This is a genomic window from Phreatobacter sp. GW821-FHT04C01, from assembly GCF_059420385.1.
In genome coordinates this window covers 262,428-282,406 of sequence record NZ_JBWKTP010000003.1, presented here as the reverse complement: position 1 = coordinate 282,406, position 19,979 = coordinate 262,428, and the positions used below count along the sequence as shown (strand labels likewise).

The following is a 19,979-nucleotide window of genomic DNA, read 5'->3' as shown; positions in this document are numbered from 1 at the left end:
ATCGGAGAAGACAGCCCGCGTGATGTCGGCCTTCGTGTCTCCCGAGCCCGGCAGGACCAGGCGGTGGCTCACGCCACGGCGGGCGGTCGCCGTGCTGCTGGCGCTGGCGACCCTGGTCGCGCTCGATTTGGGCGCGCGTTACGCCGCCGCGCGCTGGGCCTATGCCAGTGTCCGCGTCGCCGCGGAGACCGCCGCCGAGCTGCGGGTCGCCGTGCTGCAGAGCGAGATCGAGAAACATCGCTCGCTGCCGCTGATCCTGGCCGAGGACCCGGATGTCCGCGCGGCGCTCGCCTCGAAGAACCCGGAGCGGATCGCCGCGCTCAATCCCAAGCTCGAGACCTTGAGCACCGGCGCGCGTGTCTCGGTGATCTATCTGCTCGACCCCGGCGGCATGACGATCGCCGCCAGCAACTGGCGCACGCCGACCAGTTTCGTCGGCAACAACTATGCCTTCCGGCCCTATTACCGGCTGGCCATGGAGCATGGCGCGGCCGAGCATTTCGCCTTCGGCACGGTGAGCCAGTTGCCTGGCCTGTTCCTGACCCGCCGGCTCGATGGGCCGGACGGGGTGATCGGCATCGTCGTGGTGAAGGTCGAGGTTCAGGCGATTGAAACCGAGTGGCGGCGCTTCGCCACGCCGACTTTCGTCACCGACGAACGCGGCATCGTGCTGATCTCGAGCGAGCCGGCCTGGCGCTTCCATGCGCTCGCACCGATCGCCCCGGACCAGCGCGCCGAGATCCGCGCCAGCCTGCAATTCGGCGACGCCTCGCTCGAGGTCCTGCCGCTGGCGACCCGGCTGACCGGAACTGACCGCGATGTCGTCAGGCTGCGCCTGCCGGACGGAACCCAGGACCGGATGTTCGTCGAACATGCGGCTCAGGTGCCGACCACCGCCTGGCGCCTGCATGTGCTCGCCCCCGCCGAACCGACGCTCGGCCTCGCCACCACCGCGGCCCAGGCCGTCGCCCTGCTCGCCGGGCTGATCGGCATCGGCGCCACCGGCCTCTGGCGCCTGACGCGCCGGCGCCGCGCCAACGAACGGACACGGCAGGAGCGCCTGAGGCGCGAGCTCGAGACCAATGTCGCCGAGCGCACCGCCGAGCTGCGCAGCGTCAACGGCCAGCTCTTGGCCGAGATCGACGAAAGGCAGCGGGCGCAAACAGCTCTCGACGACCTGCAGGACGAGCTGGTCCAGGCGAGCAAGCTCGCCGTGCTCGGCCAGATCTCGGCAAGCGTCGCCCACGAGATCAACCAGCCGGTCGCCGCCATCAGGACCTTCGCCGACAATGCCCGCGCGCTTCTGGCGCGCAACGACCTGGCGACCGCCGGCGGCAACCTCGCCACCATTGCCGCGCTGACCGAGAAGATCGGCAGCATTACCGGCGAACTCCGGGCCTTCGCGCGCAAGGCGCCCGCCAAGGTGGAGGCCGTGCCGCTGGCCGCCGTCATCGACGGCGCCCTGCTCCTGGTCGGCCACCGGCTGCGAATGCAGGCCGTCGACCTCGATGTCGCCATGGCCGAGCCGGACCTGGCGGTCACGGCCGACCGTATCCGCCTGGAACAGGTGCTGGTCAATCTGTTGCAGAACGCGATCGAAGCGCTCTCCGACCGCGAGGACGGCGCGATCCGGATCGCCGCGCGGCGTCAGGCCGACCAGGTCGTCGTCGAGATCGCCGATAATGGCCCGGGCTTGCCGCCCAAGGTCATGGGCGCCCTGTTCATGCCGTTCACCACCACCAAGGCCGATGGCCTCGGCCTCGGCCTGGTGATTTCCAACGATATCGTCACCGAGGCCGGCGGCAGCTTCGCCGTCGAGAACCGCAACGGTGCCGTCTTCACCATCACCTTGCCGAGGGCTCCCTGATGGACGTCGCCTTCATCGACGACGACGACATCCTGCGCGCCGCCAACGTCCAGTCGCTCGTGCTGGCCGGCCTCGACGTCGTCGCCTTTCCCTCGGCGACCGCGGCGCTCGACGCGCTCGACGCGGGTTTTGCCGGCGTCGTGGTCAGCGATATTCGCATGCCCAGGGTCGACGGCCTGGAGCTGTTCCGGCGGTTGAAGAAGATCGACCCGGACCTGCCGGTCATCCTGATCACCGGCCATGGCGACATCGCCATGGCGGTCGATGCCATGCGCGAGGGCGCTTATGACTTCGTCGCCAAGCCCTATGCGGTCGACCGGCTGATCGGCAGCATCCGCCATGCCCTGGAAAAGCGCCGGCTGGTGCTGGAAAACCGCGCGCTGCGGCGCGCCGCCGAGGCCGCCAGCGACGACCTGCCGCTGCTCGGCGTCACCCCGGTGATGGAGCGGCTGCGCCAGACGCTGCACCAGGTCGCCGATGCCGATGTCGACGTGCTGGTGGAAGGCGAGACCGGCAGCGGCAAGGACGTGGTGGCCAATGCCCTGCATCGCTGGAGCCACCGGGCGGCGCGCCCCTTCGTCGCGGTCAATTGCGGCGCGCTGCCCGAAACGGTGATCGAGAGCGAATTGTTCGGCCATGAACCGGGCGCCTTCACCGGTGCCCAGCGCAAGCGCATCGGCCGGTTCGAATATGCCCATGGCGGCACCCTGTTCCTTGACGAGATCGAGGCCATGTCGCCGGGGCTGCAGGTCAAGCTGCTGCGCGTGCTGGAGGCCCGCGAGATCACCCCGCTCGGCACCAATGAGGTGCGCCGGGTCGACGTCCGCCTGGTCGCGGCGACCAAGACCGACCTCTTGCAGCTCGCCAAGCAGGGCGCCTTCCGCGAGGATCTCTATTATCGCCTGCATGTCGTGTCGGTGCGCGTGCCGCCGCTCAGGGAACGGGCCGACGACATCCCGCTGCTGTTCGGCCATTTCCTGACGCGCGCGGCGAAGCGTTTCCGCCGCGAGCCGCCGGCGCTCGACGCCGCCGTCCGGCGCCATCTCGCCGGCCATGACTGGCCGGGCAATGTCCGCGAGCTCGCCCATTATGCCGAGCGCGTGGCGCTCGGCCTGGTGGCGCATGCCTCGCCGGCGCCCGCGACCGCCCATGCCCAGTCGCTGCCCGAACGGGTGGAGGCCTATGAGGCGGGCCTTATTCGCGAGGCCTTGGCGGCAAGCCGCGGCGACGTGCGCGTGGCGATCGAGGCGCTCGGCCTCCCCCGGAAGACCTTCTACGACAAGCTGCGCCGATATGGCATCGATCAGAACCAGTATCGCACGGCGGGGTGATGCGCGGCGTCATCGCCGCGGCGGGTCCCGGCCTGCCCGCATCACAGCGACGATGGGACAAGACCCTTGGTTCGACAGATCAGCCCCGACCACCTCGACCTCGCCGAATTCCTGCGGCCCGACGACCGGATCGTCTGCGGCCAGCTGACCGCCGAGCCGGTGACCCTCACCGAAGCGCTGGTCGACCAGGCCGACCGCATCGGTGCGCTCGAGGTGTTTCTCGGCACCAGCTTCTCGCACACCTTCGCGCCCGAGCGCGCGCCGACGCTCAGCTTTCTCAGCTATGGCGCGACCGGCACCAATACGCGCCTCGCCAAGGCCGGCCGGCTCGACGTCCTGCCACGTCACTACGGCGCGCTCAACGCCGCCTTCGAGACCGGCGAGATCCACGCCGACGTGGTGTTCCTGCAGCTCGCCGAGGGACCGGGCGGCTATAATCTGGGACTGGCCAACGATTATGTGGCGCTCGCCGCGCGGCACGCACGCTGCGTGCTGGCCGAGACCCATCCCGATATCCCGGTGACATCAGGCGCGCCCTTGCCTGACGGCGTGACCATCACCGCGACGATCCCGGCGCGCCGGCCGCCGATCGAGCTCAAGGCCAGCCGGCTCGGCGCCATCGAAGAGCGCATTGCCGACCATATTGCCGGCCTGATCGGCGATCGCGCGACGCTGCAGATCGGCATCGGCACCATTCCCGACGCCATTCTGAGCGGGCTAGGCCACCATCGCGATCTGGGTTTCCATTCCGGCGTGATCACCGACCGGGTACTCGACCTGATCGAGCAAGGCGTCATCACCAATGCCCATAAGACGATCGACCCCGGCATCACCGTCACCAATACGGTGTGCGGCACCCACCGGCTGAACCGCCACTTGCACATGAATCCCGGTGTCGCGGTCATGCCGGCGGCGCATACCCATGGGCTCGACGTGCTGAGCCGCCAGGACAATTTCATCTCGGTCAATTCGGCCATCGAGGTCGACCTGACCGGCCAGGTGAATTCGGAACTGGCCGGAGGCTCGGCGATCGGCGGAGTCGGCGGCCTCGCCGATTTCGCCCGCGGCGGCGTCGCTGCGCGCGGCGGCCGGGCGATCATCGCCCTGCCCTCGACGGTGCGCGACGGCGCGGCAAGCCGCATCGTCGCCAGCACCCGGCGCGTCACGCTCGGCCACAGCGATGTCGACCTGGTGGTGACCGAACACGGCGTCGCGGACCTGCGCAACGTGCCGCTGCACCGCCGCGCCGAACGGCTGATCGCCATTGCCGATCCGCGGTTTCGCGAGGATCTGGCGCGTCAGGCCCACGCCATGGCGCGGGAGGGGTGAGGCTTTCCGCTCGTTTCAGCCCCGCGCGGCGACAAACTCGTCGGGCACGACGCCGATCCTGAGCAGGATCTCGGCCTCGTCGAACTCGCCGAGATTGGGATCGCCCGAGCGGCAGAAGGCGATGGCGCCGCGGTCCTCGCCAGTGACGGCCAGGCGCGCGGCCGTGCGCGCCGCATCGGCGCTACGCTTCTCGATCGGCTCGCCGGGCACGATCTCGCCGTCGACCAGCCTGTAGGGCTGCACCACGTAATAGGTCGTCTTCGCCATCTCGACCTCCTGGGGATCGGCGCCAGAGGGACTTGCGTCTCATCTCCAAATGAGAACATAAAGAGAACGGAAAAGTCAAACGATGGATCAGGACCATGGCCGACCAGCCAGGCGGCAAAGCCATTCGCGAAACCGCCGACAGTCCGACGGGGCGGCGCGGCGGGCGCGAGGTCTCCGAGGCCGAGACCGCAGCTCTGCTCGGCAGAATCAGCAGGCTCCGCACGCAGTGCGTCCGCGCCCTCGCCGCGTTGCCCGTCGGAGGACCTGAATATCGGGTCGCCGCCACCGCCATGACCGCCATGGACGATCTGGCCGAACGATTGACCGGGCATTCGCCTGTGCAGGCACCGGTGATCGCCTCCTGACCGGACAGGCTGCCCGATCGGCCAATGCCGGGGCGGGAGCCGGGACCGGGGCGTCGACCGATCGGTGCCGGTCGCCGCCGGGCATGACCCGATCTCGGCGCGCGGCGGCGGCCCGGCGCCGGAATTGACATATGACGGACCGGTGCGAAACTGCCGTCGCAGCTCGGATGGCCGGGGCCGTTGCCAGCACCCGGTTTGTCCGATCCTTGCCTGAACCGGACATGTCGCGTTTCGTCTCGTCACGATGAGAGGGCCTTCATGATCGCCCCGACGCACGCACGATCTGGCCCGCGACCCAGCCTTGGGAGGCGTGCGCCGTGATGAACGCCGTGGCCTTGCGCGACATTGGCCATCCGTTCGCACGACCGGCCGGCGCGCCGCCACCCGGCTTCGGCCTCACCGCCTTGCCCACCATGACCGTCACGCCCGCGGCGGGGAATGAACGGCCGCGGATGAGACGACCCAAAACAAAAAACCACGGGGATACCGGGAGGGAGACGACGCATGGCCAGCCTGAGCACGATGCACCATGCCGAGCGCGTTCTGTCGGCGGCGCAGAACCTGCCGCGCCTCGCCGCCGACCGGCGCATCGCCAGTTCCTGGCGCCGCTGCCTCATCGACCATAAGCTCGACCCGGCCAGGAACGGGCCGCCGCGGACACTGACCCGGAGCGAGCTGAAGGATTTCATCGCGCCGATGGACGAGCTGATCCATCTGGCCATGCCGGAGATCGAGAACCTCTACCGGGTGGTGCGCGACAACGGCTATTGCGTCAATTTCACCGATACCAACGCGGTCATGATCGCCAGCCGCATTCCGCCCGCCGACGAGGCCGAATTCCGCCGCTGGAAGCTCTATACCGGCTCGATGTTCTCCGAGGCGGTGGAAGGCACCAATGGGGTGGGCACCTGCCTGGCCGAGGAACGGCCGATCACGGTGCATCGCACCGACCATTTCCGCGAGCATTGGGCGGCGATGAGCTGCAAGGTCGCGCCGGTCTTCGATCATTGCGGGCGGCTCGCCGGCGCCCTCAACATCACCTCCTGCCGGGCCGACCTGGAGCGGCCGGCCAATGATCTGGCCTTGGCGATCACGGTCGAGGCCAGCAGGCGGATCGAGGAACGCTTTTTCCGCGCGCATTTCCGCAGCGCCTGGATCGCCGCGCTGGTCCAGCATGGCCCGGATGACGAGGGCGGCTTCGTCGCCTTCGACGAGGATCAGCGCATCGTCGGGGCGAGCCGCTCGGCCAGGCTCGGCCTCGGCCTGTCGGATGCCACGATCCAGGCGGGCGCCCGCCTGTCGGATGTCGTCGTGATCGACAAGGGCGCCACGGGCGCGGAGCCCGAGACGCCGCTGGCCATGCGCCGGCCCGACGGCACGCCGCTCGGCCATATCCGGATCAGCGAACCGGCGGCACCGCGGCGGACCACGACGACGGCCCGCCACGGCGCCGATCGACGGCCTGCCGCGCGCGACGACGCGCTGATGCGGCTGGCCGGCGGCCATGGCGCGCTCGTCAGAGATGTCCAGCGGCTGGCCGCTGTCGCCGACCATGATTTGCCGGTGCTGCTGCAGGGCGAGACCGGCACCGGCAAGGACCTGTTCGCACGCAGCCTTCACGCCGCGAGCAGCCGGGCGGCGCGGGCCTATGTCGCGCTCAATTGCGCGGCCATGCCGGAGAGCCTGATCGACAGCGAATTGTTCGGCTACGAGGCCGGCGCCTTCACCGGTGCCCGCCGCGACGGATCGAAGGGGCTGATCGTCCAGGCCGACAAGGGCACCCTGTTCCTCGACGAGATCGGTGACATGCCGCCGGCGCTGCAGACCCGCCTCCTCCGGGTTCTGGAAAACCGCGAGGTGCTGCCGCTCGGCGCCGGGCGGCCGGTGCCGGTCGATTTCAGGCTGATCAGCGCGACGCACGAGGATCTTGCCCAGCTGGTGCGCGAGGGCCGGTTCCGTGCCGACCTGTATTATCGCCTGCGCGGCATGCAGGTCGCGTTGCCGGCCTTGCGGGAGCGGACCGACAAGGCCGCGCTGATCGACGCCATGGCCGGCGAGGAAGCGCCCGGGGCGCTGTTGACGCCGACGGCCCGGGCGGCCCTGCTCGCCTATGACTGGCCGGGCAACATCCGCCAGTTGCGCCACGTGCTGCGGCTCGCGGCCTGCCTGGCGCAGGCCGGTGTGATCGCTGTGGAAGATCTGGACCTGCCCGCGTCAGCGGCACCGGGCGAAAGTCCTTCACCGAGCCTTGCCGCCGCCGAACGGGCCGTGATCGACGACGCCCTGCGTTGCCATGGCGGGCGGGTGCCGGAAGCCGCCGGCGCACTCGGCATCAGCCGGGCGACACTCTACCGGAAGATCAAGCGGCTCCGGAACGGCGCCGGGCGCGTTTAGGGTTCGATCATCTGGAATCGAACCGGGCATGTGGCTATGTGCAAGCCACTTCACTCCGAAGCGATCAGCCCCTCAGCTCAACGCAAGCTCTCAGGCGATCGTCCTGACCCCATGGAAACCACCGCGGACATAGACCAGGGGGCTCGCCCCGGCGCCGATATGGCCCTCGCTGAGATAAACGTCCCGCACATTGCCGACAAAGACCGAATGGGTGCCGGTCTCGAACTCCTCCCGCAGGTCGCAATCGAAGGCGACGACGGCATCGGCGAGAACCGGCGTGCCGGTGGCGCGCGCCGCCCAATCCCCAAGCGCGAAACGCGCGTCGCCGGCGAGCCCCTTCTGGCCGGCGAAAGTGAGCGCCAGCGGCGCATGGTCCTCGCCGAGGAAATTGACCACGAAACAGCCCTCCTCGCGAATGCGCGGATGGGCGCTGGCATTGCGATTGACGCAGACGATGAGCGAGGGCGGATCGTCCGACAGCGAGCAGACCGAGGTGACGGTCAGGCCGGTCCGTCGGCCGGCCTCGCGGCCGACCGTCACCAGCGCCACGGCGCCGGCGCAGTGGCGCATGGCCTGTTTGTAGATCTGAGCTTCCATTGTCGTGAGGGTCCCCTGGCCGTTTCGACGCGCGATCCCGCGGCCGCAAGGGACATCTCCCGCGCGCCCTCGAGACCACCCGACAGGCTGTGTGGAGACGGAGCGGCGGGGCCGCCCCGTCGCTTGTCCTACGCGGCGCGAACCAGGTTCGGCGACAGGTGCTTCAGTCGCGGCATGACCTCTTTCGCCAGCAGCCGCAGGGAGTTGTGCCAGACCTCCGGATTGTCCTTGTAGTCGAAACCGAAGACCAGCAGCGTGCCGAAGCCGCCGACCTGATTGTAGATCGTCTCGATCTTCTCGGCGACCGTCGACGGCGAACCGACGATCCAGTTGTGCCGCGCGCAATAGTCGACGGTCACGTCGCTGTCGGGCACGTCGGGGGCATGTTTGAGATAGTCCTTGAAGCCGAAATGGGCGAGCAGCTGCAGGAAATACTCACTCATCATCCGGCCCATCATGCCGCCGACCGACAGCTTCCAAGCCTCCTCGTCGGTCTCGGCGACGAAGACCTCGCGCACCATGCGCCAATCCTGACGGTTGGGCGTGCGGCCGGTGCGGGCGGCACCGATCTCGACCGATTCCCAGTGGCTGGAGACATAGGCCGGGTTCAGATTGAGGCTCATCGGGATGAAACCGCGTTCGCCGGCGAGCTTCAGCGTGTCCGACCCCTTGCTCAATCCCGCCACCGCGATCGGCGGATGCGGGCTCTGGACCGGCTTGATGTGCGGTTTCAGGAAGTCGAACATCACGTCCGGCTTGGTCACCGTCCAGAACTTGCCCTGGTGGGTGAACGGGGCATCCTCGGTCCACAGCCGCAGGATGATCTCCAGCGCCTCGCGGGTCATGTCGCGGTTCTGCCCCGACATGCCATCGACATTGAACATGGCCCAGTCGCTCGGCAGGCCGCTCGCCGCCACGCCGAAATTGAGCCGGCCCTCGGACAGGTGATCCAGCATGGCGACGCGGTTGGCGAGTTCGGCAGGGTGGTGATAGGGCAGCAGGAAGCCGCCCGGGCCGAGCCGGATATTCTTGGTCTGCAGGAAGGCCTGGGCGAGCAGCAGGTCCGGCGCCGGATGCGGCTCCCAGGGCGCGGTGTGGTGCTCGCCGATCCAGGCCTCCTGATAGCCGAGTTCGTCGCACCAGCGCAGAACCTGCAGGTCCCAGTCGTGGCCGTCCTTCAGCCCTCTCTCCGGCGGATGGGACGGCATGGTGAAATAGCCGATTTCCATGGTGTTTCCCTTCATGTGGTGTCGTCGCAAGCGTCTTGTCGCGCCTTGCGGGGTCTGTTCAGCAACAGCCATGCCATGGCGAAGCGACTGCGGCGGCGGGCCGGAAAACCGAGACTTTTCAGATCTACCGATCGACGGCCCGGAAGTACGCCTGCCGATCCCGTCGCAACCTCGCGACGCCGATGTCGCAGGTGTGAGACGACATGAGACCGCGGTCCCGGCGAGCGAACGTCCGCGCGCGTCGCCCTGTGCTTTGATCGATTTGGTTCATCGATCGCGGAGAACAGATCATTTGCTTCATCAGTCGGCCGGCGTCATCGTGGCGTCATTCCACCGAGACCCAAGCCGATGCAGACAGCCCTTCGATGCATGATGATGCGCGGCGGCACGTCCAAGGGAGCCTATTTCCTGGCGTCCGACCTGCCGGCGGATAGCGCGTTGCGCGACGCCCTGCTGCTATCCGTGATGGGCTCGCCCGACCCGCGCCAGATCGACGGCATAGGCGGCGCCCACCCGCTGACCAGCAAGGTGGCGATCGTCTCGCGATCGACCGAGGCCGATTGCGATATCGACTTCCTGTTCGCCCAGGTGCTGGTCGACAAGCCACGCGTCGATACCAACCAGAACTGCGGCAATATCCTGGCCGGCGTCGCGCCCTTCGCCATCGAGCGCGGGCTGATCGCGGCGCAGGATCCGGTGACCCGGGTCAAGGTGCGCACCGTCAATACCGGCACGATCGCCGAGCTGCTGATCGAGACCCCCGGCGGCCGGGTCAATTACGCAGGTGATGCCCGCATCGACGGCGTGCCAGGCACGGCCGCACCCGTCGCCATCGACTTTCTCGACGCGGCGGGTTCGGTCTGCGGCGCGCTTTTGCCGACCGGCCGGGCCGTGGATCATGTCGCCGGCGTCGACGTCACCTTGATCGACAACGGCATGCCGGTGATCGTGCTCGCCGCCTCCGCCGTCGGCCGCACCGGCTACGAGCCGCATGACCAGCTCAACACGGATATGGAGCTGAAGGCCCGGCTCGAAGAGATCCGGCTCGCCGCCTCGCCCTTGATGAATATCGCCGACGCGGCCAACAAGAACGTGCCGAAGATCTGCCTGGTGGCGCCGCCGATCGCCGACGGCCACGTCTCGACGCGCAGCTTCATTCCCCATGAATGCCATGCCGCGATCGGGGTCTTCGCGGCCGTTTCGGTCGCCACCGCCTGCGTGCTGCCGGGCTCGCCCGCGGCCAAGGTCGCGCGCCTGCCGGAAGGGTCGACCAAGCTGGTTTCGGTCGAGCATCCGACCGGCGAATTCACCGTCCGGCTCGAGGTCGGCGGGACCGCGGATGCGCCGGTCGTCGCCCGCGCCGGCCTGCTGCGTACGGCGCGCGCGCTGTTCGACGGCACGGTCTTCGTCCACGCCGCCGTGCTTCCGGAAGGCGCCGCCCTGTTTCCCCGCGCCGCCGAATAGGCCTTCCCTTCGTCCACGAGGTTTCACCCATGTCCACGCAGAAGAGCGGTCTCGTCGTCACCGCCCATCCCGGCGATTTCGTCTGGCGCGCCGGCGGCGCCATCGCGCTGCATGCCCGTAAGGGCTACCGGATGAAGATCGCCTGCCTCAGCTATGGCGAGCGCGGGGAGAGCCAATGGGCCTGGAAGAAGGCCGGCATCAGCATGGAGGAGGTCAAGGCCGGCCGGCGCGCCGAGGCCGAAGCCGCCGCCGCCTTGCTCGGCGCCGAGATCGAGTTCTTCGACGCCGGCGACTATCCGCTCAAGCCCACGGAAGCCATTCTCGACCGGCTGATCGATATCTATCGCGAGGAGAAGCCGTCCTTCGTGCTGACCCACGCCCTGGAGGACCCCTATAATTTCGATCATCCGGTGGCCGCCCATCTCGCCCAGGAGGCGCGCATCGTCGCGCAGTCGGCCGGCCACAAGCCGGATCCGGACAGGGTCTATGCCGCGCCGCCGGTGTTCCTGTTCGAGCCGCACCAGCCCGAGCAGTGCAATTACAAGCCGAACCTGATCCTCAATATCGACGAGGTCTGGGAGCTGAAGCGCCAGGCCTTCGAGATCCTCGCCGCGCAGAAGCACCTGTGGGAATACTATACCCGCGTGGCGCTCAACCGCGGCGTCCAGGGCGGCCGCAACAGCGGCAAGCCGATGACCTATGGCGAGGCCTATCAGCGGCTGTTCCCCGAAGCCCTGGAGGTCCTGGCATGATCGGCGTCGTCGTTCGCAACATTCCACGCATCGAGCGCACCGTCACCGAGCGCTTGGCCAAGGCCGGCGTCTCCACCGTGCACGAGGCCATGGGCCGGCTCGGCCTGATGAAGCCTTATATGCGGCCGGTCTGGCCGGGCGCGGCGATCGCCGGCAGCGCGGTCACCGTGCTCGGCCAGCCCGGCGACAACTGGATGATCCATGTCGCCGTCGAGCAGTGCCGGCCGGGCGACGTGCTGGTGGTGGGCATGACCACCGATTCGACCGACGGCATGTTCGGCGATCTGCTGGCGACCTCGCTGAAGGCCCGCGGCGTCGTCGGCCTCGTCATCGATGCCGGCGTGCGCGATGTCGCGACCTTGCAGGAAATGGGTTTTCCCGCCTGGTCGCGCGCCGTCTCGGCCAAGGGCACGGTGAAGGCGACCATCGGCTCGGTGAACGTGCCTGTTGTCTGCGCGGGGGCCAACGTCCATCCCGGTGACGTGATCGTCGCCGACGACGACGGCGTGGTGATCGTACCGCACAAGATAGCCGGCAAAGTGGCGGATGCCGCCGATGCGAGGCTCGCCAATGAAGAGGACAAGCGGCGGCGACTGGCCTCCGGCGAACTCGGCCTCGACCTCTACAAGATGCGCGAGCCGCTGGCCAAGGCGGGCCTGCGTTATGTCGACAGCCTGGATGAGCTGGAGGGGTGAAGAGGGGGCTGCTCGCGAAACAACCCTCTCCCAAAGGGAGAGGGTGGCAGCGTCAGCTGCCGGGTGAGGGGTCGTCCCTCTCCAGATAGGGCGCTATGCGCGACGAGCGTCGGCTTCAGTTCGGAGACCTCACGCCCCTCACCCGGCGCCTGACGGCGCCACCCTCTCCCTCTGGGAGAGGGTTATTGGCCCCTCAACGGAACGACTGGCGCTGCAGGCCGGCCTTGTCGATGACGGCGGTCCATTTGGCGATGTCACCCTTGAGCTTGGCACCGAGTTCTTCCGGCGTGCTCGCGGCGGCCTCGATGCCGAGTTCCTGGAAACGCGCCTTGACGCCCGCGTCGTTCACCGCTTCGCGCAGGCGCTGGTTGAGCAGCGTCACGATCTCGGCCGGCGTGCCCTTCGGCGCGAAGACCGCGTTCCACGAGGTCACGTCATAGTCGGCGACGCCGGCCTCGGCCACGGTGGGCACGTCGGGCAGCGAGGCCGAACGCTTGGCGCCGGAGACCGCCAGCGGCTTCAGCTGCTTGCCGGAAATGCTGCCGCCGAGCGAGGCAAAACTGTCGATGGCGATATCGACATCGCCGCGGATCGCGCCATTGGTCAGGTCCGGCGTGGCCCGATAAGGCACATGGGCGAAGTCGATGCCGGTCGCCGACTTGAACAGCGCGGCCGAGAGATGCTGGGTCGAGCCGTAGAGAATGGTGCCGACATTGAGCTTGCCCGGATTGGCCTTGCCGTAGTCGAGCATCTCCTTCAGCGTCTGGCGCGGCGCCGTGGCGCTGGTGGCGAAGACGAAATCGAACAGGCCGAGCGTCGAGACCGGCACGAAATCATTGACCGGGTCGAATTGCAGGTTGGTGTAGAGCGCAGCACTCACCGCCGTGCCGTTGGTCAGCAGCGCCAGCGTATAGCCGTCGGCATCCGAGGTCAGCACCTGGCGCGCCGCCGACATGCCACCGGGCCCCGGCTGGTTCATGATGGTGAGCTGCTGGCCGATCAGGCCGGTCAGCTTTTCGCCGACGATGCGGGTGGTGATGTCGGCAATGCCGCCGGCCGCGAAGGGCACGAAGATGCGGATCGGCCGGTTTGGAAAGCCGGCCTGGGCCAGGGCGGGCGCGGCGAGCGGCAGGGCGGCCGCGGCGCCGAGGCCAGCCAGCACCTGCCGGCGGGTCGTGAGGTGATCCATCATCTCTTCTCCAGCCCGGTTCCGGGGGCAAAAAACAGGAGCGGCGGCGCCACCGGCTTCGCAGGTGTCAGGCGAAACGGTAGAGCCGCGCGGGATTGTCGACGAACAGCGCCTGCTGCAGCGCCGGATCGGCGGTGTAATGGGGCACGATGTCGACGAGATCGCCGTCGTTCGGCATCAGCTTGACGTTGGGATGCGGCCAGTCGGTGCCCCAGAGCACGCGCTCGGGCGCCGCCGCGATCAGCGCCCGGGCGAAGGGCACGACGTCGTGGAAGGGCGGACCGGCGGCGCTGATGCGCTCCGGCCCGGTCACCTTCATCCAGCACTTCTCGTCGGCGCGCAGCAGGTCCACCAGCGCCGCGAAGGACGCGGCGTCGTGGATCGCGCCGGCCCTCACCCCGCCCATGTGGTCGATGACGTAGGTGAGCGGCAGCGCCCGCAGCATGGGCACGAAATCCGGCACGTCCTGGGCCTCGAAATAGAGGTCGACATGCCAGCCGAGCGGCTTGATGCGCTGGACGATGCGCTGGAAGGCGGCGAGATCCGGAACGGCGCCGAGCCGGCGGACGAAGGTGAAGCGGCAGCCGCGAATGCCCTGCTCGGTCAGCCGTTCGAGCTCCCGGTCGGTAAAGCTTTCGTCGATATTGGCGACGCCGAGATAGCGCCCGCCGCTCTCGGCGATGGCATCGGTCACCACGCTGTTGTCGCGGCCATGGCAGGTGGCGTTGACGATGACGGCGCGCTCGACGCCGAGCTTGCTGTGCAGCGCGCGGAAGGCCGAAAGCGGCGCGTCATGCGGCGTATAGGAGCGGCCGGGCGCATAGGGGTAACGCGCATGCGGCCCGAAGATGTGGCAATGGCTGTCGCAGGTCAGCGGCGGCAGCGTGAAGGCCGGCGTCCTCGTGTCGGGATCGGGCGCCAGAATGGTCGGTTCGGGTTGGCTCATCGGGTGTCCGCTCATTTCGGTTTGGCGCCACGCCGGTCTCTCGCAAGACGCGCTCCGCGCTCTTGAGCATCCGCGACGGCGCGGCAAAGCCCCGGATCGATGCCGAGATCGGCAACCATCTCGGCGGCCTCGCGCATTTCGGCGGCGCGCCTGACGCCGTGTTTTTCCACGCGCTCGGCCATGTTGGCGGCGAGCGCCGGCCAGTCGATCGACGGGAAGGTCTCGGCGAGGCTGCCGAAGACTTCGGCCTCGACATTCCAGGCCTTGGCCGAGGCGGCGCTCTCGACGATCAGCGCCTCGATGCCCTTGATCATGATCGACCGGCAGAGCTTCATGGCCGAGGCGCGGCCGTGCTCGACGGCGACCGCGGTGACATCCATGCCGATGGCGTTGAGCATGACCGCGACGCGCGCGGCCTCCGGTCCGCCGGCGAGAATCGGCACACGAATGCCATAAGGCCCGACCGGCGCCATTACCGCACCCTCGACATAAGAAGCACCGGCGGCCTGAACCCGTTCGGCAGCCTGCCGCTTGGTGGTGGGCGAGGCCGAATTGACGTCGAAAAAGACCTGTCCGGCCTTCAGGAAGGGGGCGGCCGTGCCGGCGACGTCGAGCACGGCCGAGGCGGTCACCGCCGAGACGACGATATCCGCGCCGGCGATGGCGCGCGCGGCGGAAGCCGCCGGCGTCACCCCCAGGCCGCCGGCCAGCGCCCGATGGGCCTCGGCCCTGGCGGGATCGTCGAACAGGATGTCATAGGCCGTGACGCTGACATCGCCGCGCGCCAGCCATTGCCGGGAAAAGGTCTGGCCGACCTCGCCGAAGCCGATCAGCGCCAAAGACAAGGTGTTGGTCATGGATCCCCGCCGGCCCGCAGGGGCCGCCCAGCGTGAACGTCAACGGACGACACAGAAGCGAAAGCCGACCCATGAATCAAATGAGAGTTTTGATATGACTCTCCCAACCGGCTCAGCTATCGGCGTCGCCTTTCGCCCCTTCGCGCAAATGGGCGACGATCAGTTCGAGCAAGGTCGCCGCCGGCGGCGACGGCGGAATGCCGTGTTTGGAAACGATGCCGAGGGTGCGGGTAACGCCGGGATTGCGCAGCGACAGCGCGACGACGCCGGCCGGGTCGACCGCGCCGAAGGCGAGGCGTGGCACGATGGTCAGGCCGATGCCGGCCCTGACCATGCTGACCGCGGTCGCCACATGCTGGACCTCGTAGCGCCAGTCGAGATTTTCCCGGCGCGAGCCGAGGGCGTCGTCGATCAGCACGCGGTTGCCGGTCTGCGGCGCGATGCGCACCAGCGGCACGCCTTCGAGCGCCGACCAGTTGACCGCCGGCTCGCGCGCCAGCGCATGACCCTCGGGGCAGACCAGCATGAAGGGTTCCTTCAGCAGCGGCCGGATCTCCAGGTCCCAGCGATTGGCGGCGACAATGGTCAGGCCGAATTCGGCGCGGCCGGCCTGGACATGTTCGGCGATCTCGGTGGCGGAATTGTCATAGACGCGCACGCCGACCTGCGGATGGGCCTGCTTGAACGCCGCCAGCACCGTGGGCAAATAGGCGACCGCAATGGTCGGCAGGCAGCCGATGGCGATGCGCTCCAGCCGCTCCCGGCCGCGATCGCGCAGCGCCACGAAGGACGAGGTCAGCTCGGCCATCACGCCCTGCGCCTTGGGCAGCAGTTCCAGGCCGGCCGGGGTCAGCGTCACCTGGCGGGTGGTGCGGGTGAGCAGACGAACCCCGAGATCGTCCTCGAGCTTCTTCATGCGATGGCTGAGCGCCGTCTGCGACAGGTTCAGATGGGCCGCCGCGCGGTTGAAACTGCCACGCTCGGCGATCGCGACGAAGGCCTCGAGCCCCAGGAAGTCGATACGCATGGACAAGGCTCCTGCCGCGACCGGCCGGCGTCACGCCGCGCCGGCCTTAGACAGGTGCATAGAATGAATTGATGCCGCTGGAAATGCGCCACGCCTCATATAGCACCGCGAGCCGGCATCGTTTCCGGCGGCGGAGGCGAAGCCACGACGGCTCCGCCTTCGCCTTGTCCGGCGTCAGGCGGCGCGGACATTCTCCAGGAACTTGTGCAGTTCACCACGCAGCATTTCCGACTGGCGCGACAGGTCGGAGGCCGAAGCCAGGACCTGGCTGGAGGCGGCGCTGGATTCGGCCGCGGCCTGGGTCACGCCGGCGATATTGGCCGAGACCTCCGACGTGCCGGCCGAGGCCTGGGCGACGTTGCGGGCGATTTCCTGGGTGGCCGCGCCCTGCTCCTCGACCGCGGCGGCGATCGAGCTGGCGGTATCGTTGATCCGCCTGATCACCCCGGTAATGCCCTGGATGGCGGCTTCCGATTCCGTGGTCGAAGCCTGGATATCGGCAACCTGGGTGCTGATCTCGGCGGTCGCCTTGGCGGTCTGGTCGGCCAGCGCCTTGACCTCGGAGGCGACCACCGCGAAGCCCTTGCCGGCCTCGCCGGCGCGCGCCGCCTCGATCGTGGCATTGAGCGCCAGGAGATTGGTCTGGCCAGCGATATTGCTGATCAGGCCGACAATGTCGCCGATCTTCTGGGCCGCCACCGACAGCCGGCGCATCTTCTCGGCCGTGCCGTCGGCATCACCGGCGGCCTGGGTGGCGATGGTCGCGGATTCGCTGACCTGGCGGCTGATCTCCTGCACCGAAATCGACAGTTCCTCGGCCGCGGTCGCCACCGTCTGGACATTGGTGGAGGCCTCCTCGGAGGCGCTCGCCACCGCCAGCGACTGGGCCGAGGTTTCTTCCGCCGAGGCGGTCATGGTCTGGGCCGCGGCCTGCAGCTCGGTCGCCGCCGACGACACCGCGTTGACGATGCCGCCCACCGCCTTCTCGAAGCCATCGGCCAGTTCGGCCATGGCGACGCGCTTGTCGGCTTCGCTCTGCGCCTTGATGCGCTCCTGTTCCTGCTCCAGGCGGATCTTGTCGAGGCCGTTATCCTTGAACACCAGCGCCGCCTTGGCGACTTCGCCGACCTCGTCGCGCCGCTCGGCGCCGGTCACCGCGGTGGTGTAGTCGCCGCCGGCCAGGCGCTGCAGGATCGCGACGATCGAGCGGATCGGCCGGGCGATGCCGAACTGGCCGACCAGGAAGCCGAAGACCAGGCCAAGCGCGATGCCGAACCCGGCAATGGCGGTCAGCACCATGGAGGAGCGCTGATATTCGGCGGTCGCGGCGCGCGACACCGTCGCGACGCGCTGGTCGAGCTTGTCGCCCAGCGCCCGGACCGCCAGCCGCAGCTTCTCGGCCACCGCCTGGCTCGACAGAGCCTCACGCTGCAGGCGCTGCAATTCCTCGGAAGCCTGGAAATTGCGCACCGCTTCCGCGGCGACGAAAGTGCCGCGCAATTCCTTCTGATAGGCCTCGAAGGTCTGCTCGATCTCGCGCAGCGCCGCCATGTCTTCCGCGTCCAGGCCGCGGCGGGTCTCGACGAGCCGCTGGCGGAAGCGGGCGATGTCCTCGTCGATCGGCTTGCGAATGGACTGGATCACCTCGGGCCGGGGATCGCCGGCCAGCTGGAACTCGGCGCGGTTGAGCGACAGCACGATGGAGCCGAGGCGGGTCGCGCCGAGCGCGCCGCCGGAGGCGGCCTCCATGGCGTCGGTCGCATCGCTCAGCGACTTCAGCGAAACGATGCCGAGGCCGGCCACCACGCAGGCGATCAGAGACAGGAAGCCGACGATCGAAAGGACTTTGGTCAGAACGCGAAAACGCGCGAGGAACGACATGAGGGAAACTCCAGCAGCTCGGCCGATGCTCGCGCGATGCAATCGACGAATGCCGGGACGCGAGTCGTTACTCACTGCGCTAACAAGAAGATCGTTAACGCCAAGTGAAGGCGTGGAATAGGCCGCATCACTCCACCCCGAACACTCTTTGTACTATTTGAAATACTTACCAATTCTCAGGCAGCCGTTGCCAATAGAAGCAGCCGCGATACAGGTGTTGCTGGCGGCGAATGTGAGCAATTGAACGAGTGTGACACAGTCCCGCCACATTCATTGCACGCGCCGAGCCGGGGCGACGTTAGGGCAGCGCCACGCTTCGTCGGCACCACGGTACCTGAAGACTTGTCATGGCCGCACGATCACGGATCATCGGGCGCCGCGCACGACGTTTCATGACGGGCTTGTCACGGTCACACGCGAAGGCTAGCTGTCGAGAAACCTGCGGGAACCGCCGATGATCCTGACCAGAAGCCGGCTGCTGACCGGCCTCATCACGCTTGGAGCGCTCGCCATGTCCAAAGGATCGGGCCGAGCCGCCAGTGCCGCGCTCGACCGCCAACTCGTCGCGGCGGCCCAGGCCGGCGACGCCGCGGCGATCGGGCGGCTGCTCGGCGAGGGCGCCAATCCCAATGCCCGCGGCCTCAACGATGCGCCCGCCGTACTGATCGCCACCCATGGCAATCATGTCGCCGCGGCCAGGCTGCTGATCACCGCCGGCGCCGACGTCAATGCCAAGGACGGCATCCGCGACAGCGCTTATCTCTATGCGGGAGCCCGCGGCCACCTGGAGATCCTGAAGCTGACGCTCGCCCATGGCGCGGACCTGAAAAGCACCAATCGGTTCGGCGGCACGGCGCTGATCCCGGCCTGCGAACGCGGCCATGTCGAAACCGTCGCCGAGCTGATCCGCGCCGGCGTCGCCGTCGACCACGTCAACCGCCTCGGCTGGACCGGCCTGCTCGAGGCGATCATCCTGTCGGACGGCGGCCCGCGCCATGTCGCGATCGTCAAGCTGCTGCTCGAGGCCGGCGCCAATCCCAATCTCGCCGACAAGGACAGCGTCACGCCGCTCCGGCACGCCCGGCAAAGGGGCTATCGCGAGATAGTGCAATTGCTGGAGGCGAAGGGCGGGCGCTGAGCAGAGCCGTGTTGCGGGCAGCCCCTGAGTTTCGGTGGTGTGGCTGCCGCCGATGGTGACGAGATACCCCGAACATCAGACCCTCGGCCGCTTGGCCTGGCGTTCGCACACATCTCAGAAATATTCGTCCTCTTAGCGCTTTGCGCGACGGTTTGCCGTCCTTCGAGGTTCGCGTCGGAACCACGCACCCTCACCTCTTCCCGGCGGGGAGAGGTCGACCTTGAGCGTAGCGAAAGGTCGGGAGAGGGGGCGAGGCACGAGACGAGATGTCACCATGCGAAACGCGTAAAGCCTTGTTCTGAAACTGCAACTCCCCCTCTCCCGACCTCATAGCATCGAGCGAACGCGAGATGCGTTCGCACTCGCTATGCGGCCGACCTCTCCCCGCCGGGGAGAGGTAAGGAGGGGTGGTTCCGGCGCGACATCTCAAAGAGCGCCCATTCAGACTCATCTGAAAGACGTGCGCCAACGCCGGGCCGTGTGGCCGGGGGTGCCGTCCAGCCCGGCCGGGGCGGTGAACATCGGCCTTTCGCCGCTCACCAATAGCCAGCGCATTTCAATCGATTCGCTCCGGCCTTCGCGCCATTTACCTCGACCGCAGCCCTGCGGTCGTCCGATACCAGCCGCGCTTTGACAGCCTGCACTCTATGT

General features: G+C 68.1%; 17 protein-coding genes. 9 read left to right on the top strand and 8 right to left on the bottom strand.

Annotated elements, in window-relative coordinates; translation table 11 throughout:
• Window positions 1-22 precede the first annotated feature (22 nt).
• The 3 genes from AC07WJ_RS13050 to AC07WJ_RS13040 all read left to right on the top strand — a co-directional run bounded on the left by AC07WJ_RS13050 (window position 23) and on the right by AC07WJ_RS13040 (window position 4,527).
• A complete protein-coding gene (locus AC07WJ_RS13050) occupies window positions 23-1,867 on the top strand; it encodes a sensor histidine kinase (protein WP_494935587.1) in 1,845 nt (614 codons plus the stop codon).
• A complete protein-coding gene (locus AC07WJ_RS13045) occupies window positions 1,867-3,198 on the top strand; it encodes a sigma-54-dependent transcriptional regulator (protein ID WP_494935022.1) in 1,332 nt (443 codons plus the stop codon). The genes AC07WJ_RS13050 and AC07WJ_RS13045 overlap by 1 nt, the downstream gene beginning before the upstream one ends.
• Window positions 3,199-3,264: 66 nt before the next feature.
• Window positions 3,265-4,527 carry an acetyl-CoA hydrolase/transferase family protein gene (locus tag AC07WJ_RS13040; protein WP_494935021.1) on the top strand — a complete coding sequence of 421 codons (1,263 nt, stop codon included), beginning with the start codon at window positions 3,265-3,267 and terminating at the stop codon, window positions 4,525-4,527.
• A gap of 15 nt (window positions 4,528-4,542) precedes the next feature.
• On the opposite strand, the gene AC07WJ_RS13035 is transcribed toward AC07WJ_RS13040, so the two are convergent.
• Window positions 4,543-4,794, bottom strand: a complete 252-nt coding sequence (locus AC07WJ_RS13035) for a hypothetical protein (RefSeq protein WP_494935020.1) — start codon at window positions 4,792-4,794, stop codon at window positions 4,543-4,545.
• Window positions 4,795-4,889: 95 nt separating this feature from the next.
• Here AC07WJ_RS13035 and AC07WJ_RS13030 point away from each other — a divergent pair, with 95 nt between their 5' ends.
• Together AC07WJ_RS13030 and AC07WJ_RS13025 are read left to right on the top strand one after the other, a co-directional pair.
• Window positions 4,890-5,159, top strand: coding sequence for a hypothetical protein (locus AC07WJ_RS13030; protein WP_494935019.1), 270 nt, complete (start codon window positions 4,890-4,892; stop codon window positions 5,157-5,159).
• 504 nt (window positions 5,160-5,663) lie between these two features.
• The gene (locus AC07WJ_RS13025) at window positions 5,664-7,553 is read left to right on the top strand and encodes a sigma-54-dependent Fis family transcriptional regulator (RefSeq protein ID WP_494935018.1); all 1,890 of its coding nucleotides are present in this window, start codon (window positions 5,664-5,666) and stop codon (window positions 7,551-7,553) included.
• Between the two features lie 90 nt (window positions 7,554-7,643).
• On the opposite strand, the gene AC07WJ_RS13020 is transcribed toward AC07WJ_RS13025, so the two are convergent.
• Window positions 7,644-8,150 carry a flavin reductase family protein gene (locus tag AC07WJ_RS13020; RefSeq protein WP_494935017.1) on the bottom strand — a complete coding sequence of 169 codons (507 nt, stop codon included), beginning with the start codon at window positions 8,148-8,150 and terminating at the stop codon, window positions 7,644-7,646.
• A 128-nt stretch (window positions 8,151-8,278) separates the two neighbouring features.
• On the bottom strand, window positions 8,279-9,379 hold the full coding sequence (locus tag AC07WJ_RS13015; protein ID WP_494935586.1) for an LLM class flavin-dependent oxidoreductase: 1,101 nt from the start codon (window positions 9,377-9,379) through the stop codon (window positions 8,279-8,281).
• 348 nt (window positions 9,380-9,727) lie between these two features.
• On the opposite strand from AC07WJ_RS13015, the gene AC07WJ_RS13010 reads away from it, so the two are divergent.
• From AC07WJ_RS13010 to AC07WJ_RS13000, 3 genes are read left to right on the top strand one after another with little or no spacing between them, the layout of a single operon-like run.
• Complete coding sequence (locus AC07WJ_RS13010) at window positions 9,728-10,843, top strand: 4-oxalomesaconate tautomerase (RefSeq protein WP_494935016.1); 1,116 nt, start codon at window positions 9,728-9,730, stop codon at window positions 10,841-10,843.
• 29 nt (window positions 10,844-10,872) lie between these two features.
• Window positions 10,873-11,595: a PIG-L deacetylase family protein gene (locus tag AC07WJ_RS13005; protein ID WP_494935015.1), complete on the top strand. Its 723-nt coding sequence runs from the start codon at window positions 10,873-10,875 to the stop codon at window positions 11,593-11,595.
• Window positions 11,592-12,290 carry a 4-carboxy-4-hydroxy-2-oxoadipate aldolase/oxaloacetate decarboxylase gene (locus tag AC07WJ_RS13000; RefSeq protein ID WP_494935014.1) on the top strand — a complete coding sequence of 233 codons (699 nt, stop codon included), beginning with the start codon at window positions 11,592-11,594 and terminating at the stop codon, window positions 12,288-12,290. Before AC07WJ_RS13005 ends, AC07WJ_RS13000 begins: the two co-directional genes overlap by 4 nt.
• A gap of 193 nt (window positions 12,291-12,483) precedes the next feature.
• On the opposite strand, the gene AC07WJ_RS12995 is transcribed toward AC07WJ_RS13000, so the two are convergent.
• The 5 genes from AC07WJ_RS12995 to AC07WJ_RS12975 all read right to left on the bottom strand — a co-directional run bounded on the left by AC07WJ_RS12995 (window position 12,484) and on the right by AC07WJ_RS12975 (window position 18,190).
• Window positions 12,484-13,479 carry a Bug family tripartite tricarboxylate transporter substrate binding protein gene (locus tag AC07WJ_RS12995; RefSeq protein ID WP_494935013.1) on the bottom strand — a complete coding sequence of 332 codons (996 nt, stop codon included), beginning with the start codon at window positions 13,477-13,479 and terminating at the stop codon, window positions 12,484-12,486.
• A 67-nt stretch (window positions 13,480-13,546) separates the two neighbouring features.
• Window positions 13,547-14,425, bottom strand: a complete 879-nt coding sequence (locus tag AC07WJ_RS12990; RefSeq protein ID WP_494935012.1) for an amidohydrolase family protein — start codon at window positions 14,423-14,425, stop codon at window positions 13,547-13,549.
• 11 nt (window positions 14,426-14,436) lie between these two features.
• A complete protein-coding gene (locus AC07WJ_RS12985; protein ID WP_494935011.1) occupies window positions 14,437-15,282 on the bottom strand; it encodes an NAD(P)-dependent oxidoreductase in 846 nt (281 codons plus the stop codon).
• Window positions 15,283-15,394: 112 nt separating this feature from the next.
• Window positions 15,395-16,309: a LysR family transcriptional regulator gene (locus tag AC07WJ_RS12980; protein ID WP_494935010.1), complete on the bottom strand. Its 915-nt coding sequence runs from the start codon at window positions 16,307-16,309 to the stop codon at window positions 15,395-15,397.
• Window positions 16,310-16,483: 174 nt separating this feature from the next.
• Complete coding sequence (locus tag AC07WJ_RS12975; RefSeq protein WP_494935009.1) at window positions 16,484-18,190, bottom strand: methyl-accepting chemotaxis protein; 1,707 nt, start codon at window positions 18,188-18,190, stop codon at window positions 16,484-16,486.
• A 511-nt stretch (window positions 18,191-18,701) separates the two neighbouring features.
• On the opposite strand from AC07WJ_RS12975, the gene AC07WJ_RS12970 reads away from it, so the two are divergent.
• Window positions 18,702-19,328 (top strand): ankyrin repeat domain-containing protein, encoded by a 627-nt coding sequence (locus tag AC07WJ_RS12970; protein ID WP_494935585.1) that lies wholly within the window; start codon window positions 18,702-18,704, stop codon window positions 19,326-19,328.
• The last annotated feature ends 651 nt before the right edge of the window (window positions 19,329-19,979 follow it).

Excerpts from the sequence above, each read along its gene's own strand:
- AC07WJ_RS12990 (WP_494935012.1), bottom strand. The coding sequence starts at position 14,425 with ATGAGCCAACCCGAACCGACCATTCTGGCGCCCGATCCCGACACGAGG.
- AC07WJ_RS13045 (WP_494935022.1), top strand. The coding sequence starts at position 1,867 with ATGGACGTCGCCTTCATCGACGACGACGACATCCTGCGCGCCGCCAAC.
- AC07WJ_RS13050 (WP_494935587.1), top strand. The coding sequence starts at position 23 with ATGTCGGCCTTCGTGTCTCCCGAGCCCGGCAGGACCAGGCGGTGGCTC.
- AC07WJ_RS13020 (WP_494935017.1), bottom strand. The coding sequence starts at position 8,150 with ATGGAAGCTCAGATCTACAAACAGGCCATGCGCCACTGCGCCGGCGCC.
- AC07WJ_RS12995 (WP_494935013.1), bottom strand. The coding sequence starts at position 13,479 with ATGGATCACCTCACGACCCGCCGGCAGGTGCTGGCTGGCCTCGGCGCC.
- AC07WJ_RS13030 (WP_494935019.1), top strand. The coding sequence starts at position 4,890 with ATGGCCGACCAGCCAGGCGGCAAAGCCATTCGCGAAACCGCCGACAGT.
- AC07WJ_RS13010 (WP_494935016.1), top strand. The coding sequence starts at position 9,728 with ATGCAGACAGCCCTTCGATGCATGATGATGCGCGGCGGCACGTCCAAG.
- AC07WJ_RS13025 (WP_494935018.1), top strand. The coding sequence starts at position 5,664 with ATGGCCAGCCTGAGCACGATGCACCATGCCGAGCGCGTTCTGTCGGCG.
- AC07WJ_RS13035 (WP_494935020.1), bottom strand. The coding sequence starts at position 4,794 with ATGGCGAAGACGACCTATTACGTGGTGCAGCCCTACAGGCTGGTCGAC.
- AC07WJ_RS12975 (WP_494935009.1), bottom strand. The coding sequence starts at position 18,190 with ATGTCGTTCCTCGCGCGTTTTCGCGTTCTGACCAAAGTCCTTTCGATC.
- AC07WJ_RS12985 (WP_494935011.1), bottom strand. The coding sequence starts at position 15,282 with ATGACCAACACCTTGTCTTTGGCGCTGATCGGCTTCGGCGAGGTCGGC.
- AC07WJ_RS13005 (WP_494935015.1), top strand. The coding sequence starts at position 10,873 with ATGTCCACGCAGAAGAGCGGTCTCGTCGTCACCGCCCATCCCGGCGAT.
- AC07WJ_RS12970 (WP_494935585.1), top strand. The coding sequence starts at position 18,702 with ATGTCCAAAGGATCGGGCCGAGCCGCCAGTGCCGCGCTCGACCGCCAA.
- AC07WJ_RS12980 (WP_494935010.1), bottom strand. The coding sequence starts at position 16,309 with ATGCGTATCGACTTCCTGGGGCTCGAGGCCTTCGTCGCGATCGCCGAG.
- AC07WJ_RS13000 (WP_494935014.1), top strand. The coding sequence starts at position 11,592 with ATGATCGGCGTCGTCGTTCGCAACATTCCACGCATCGAGCGCACCGTC.
- AC07WJ_RS13015 (WP_494935586.1), bottom strand. The coding sequence starts at position 9,379 with ATGGAAATCGGCTATTTCACCATGCCGTCCCATCCGCCGGAGAGAGGG.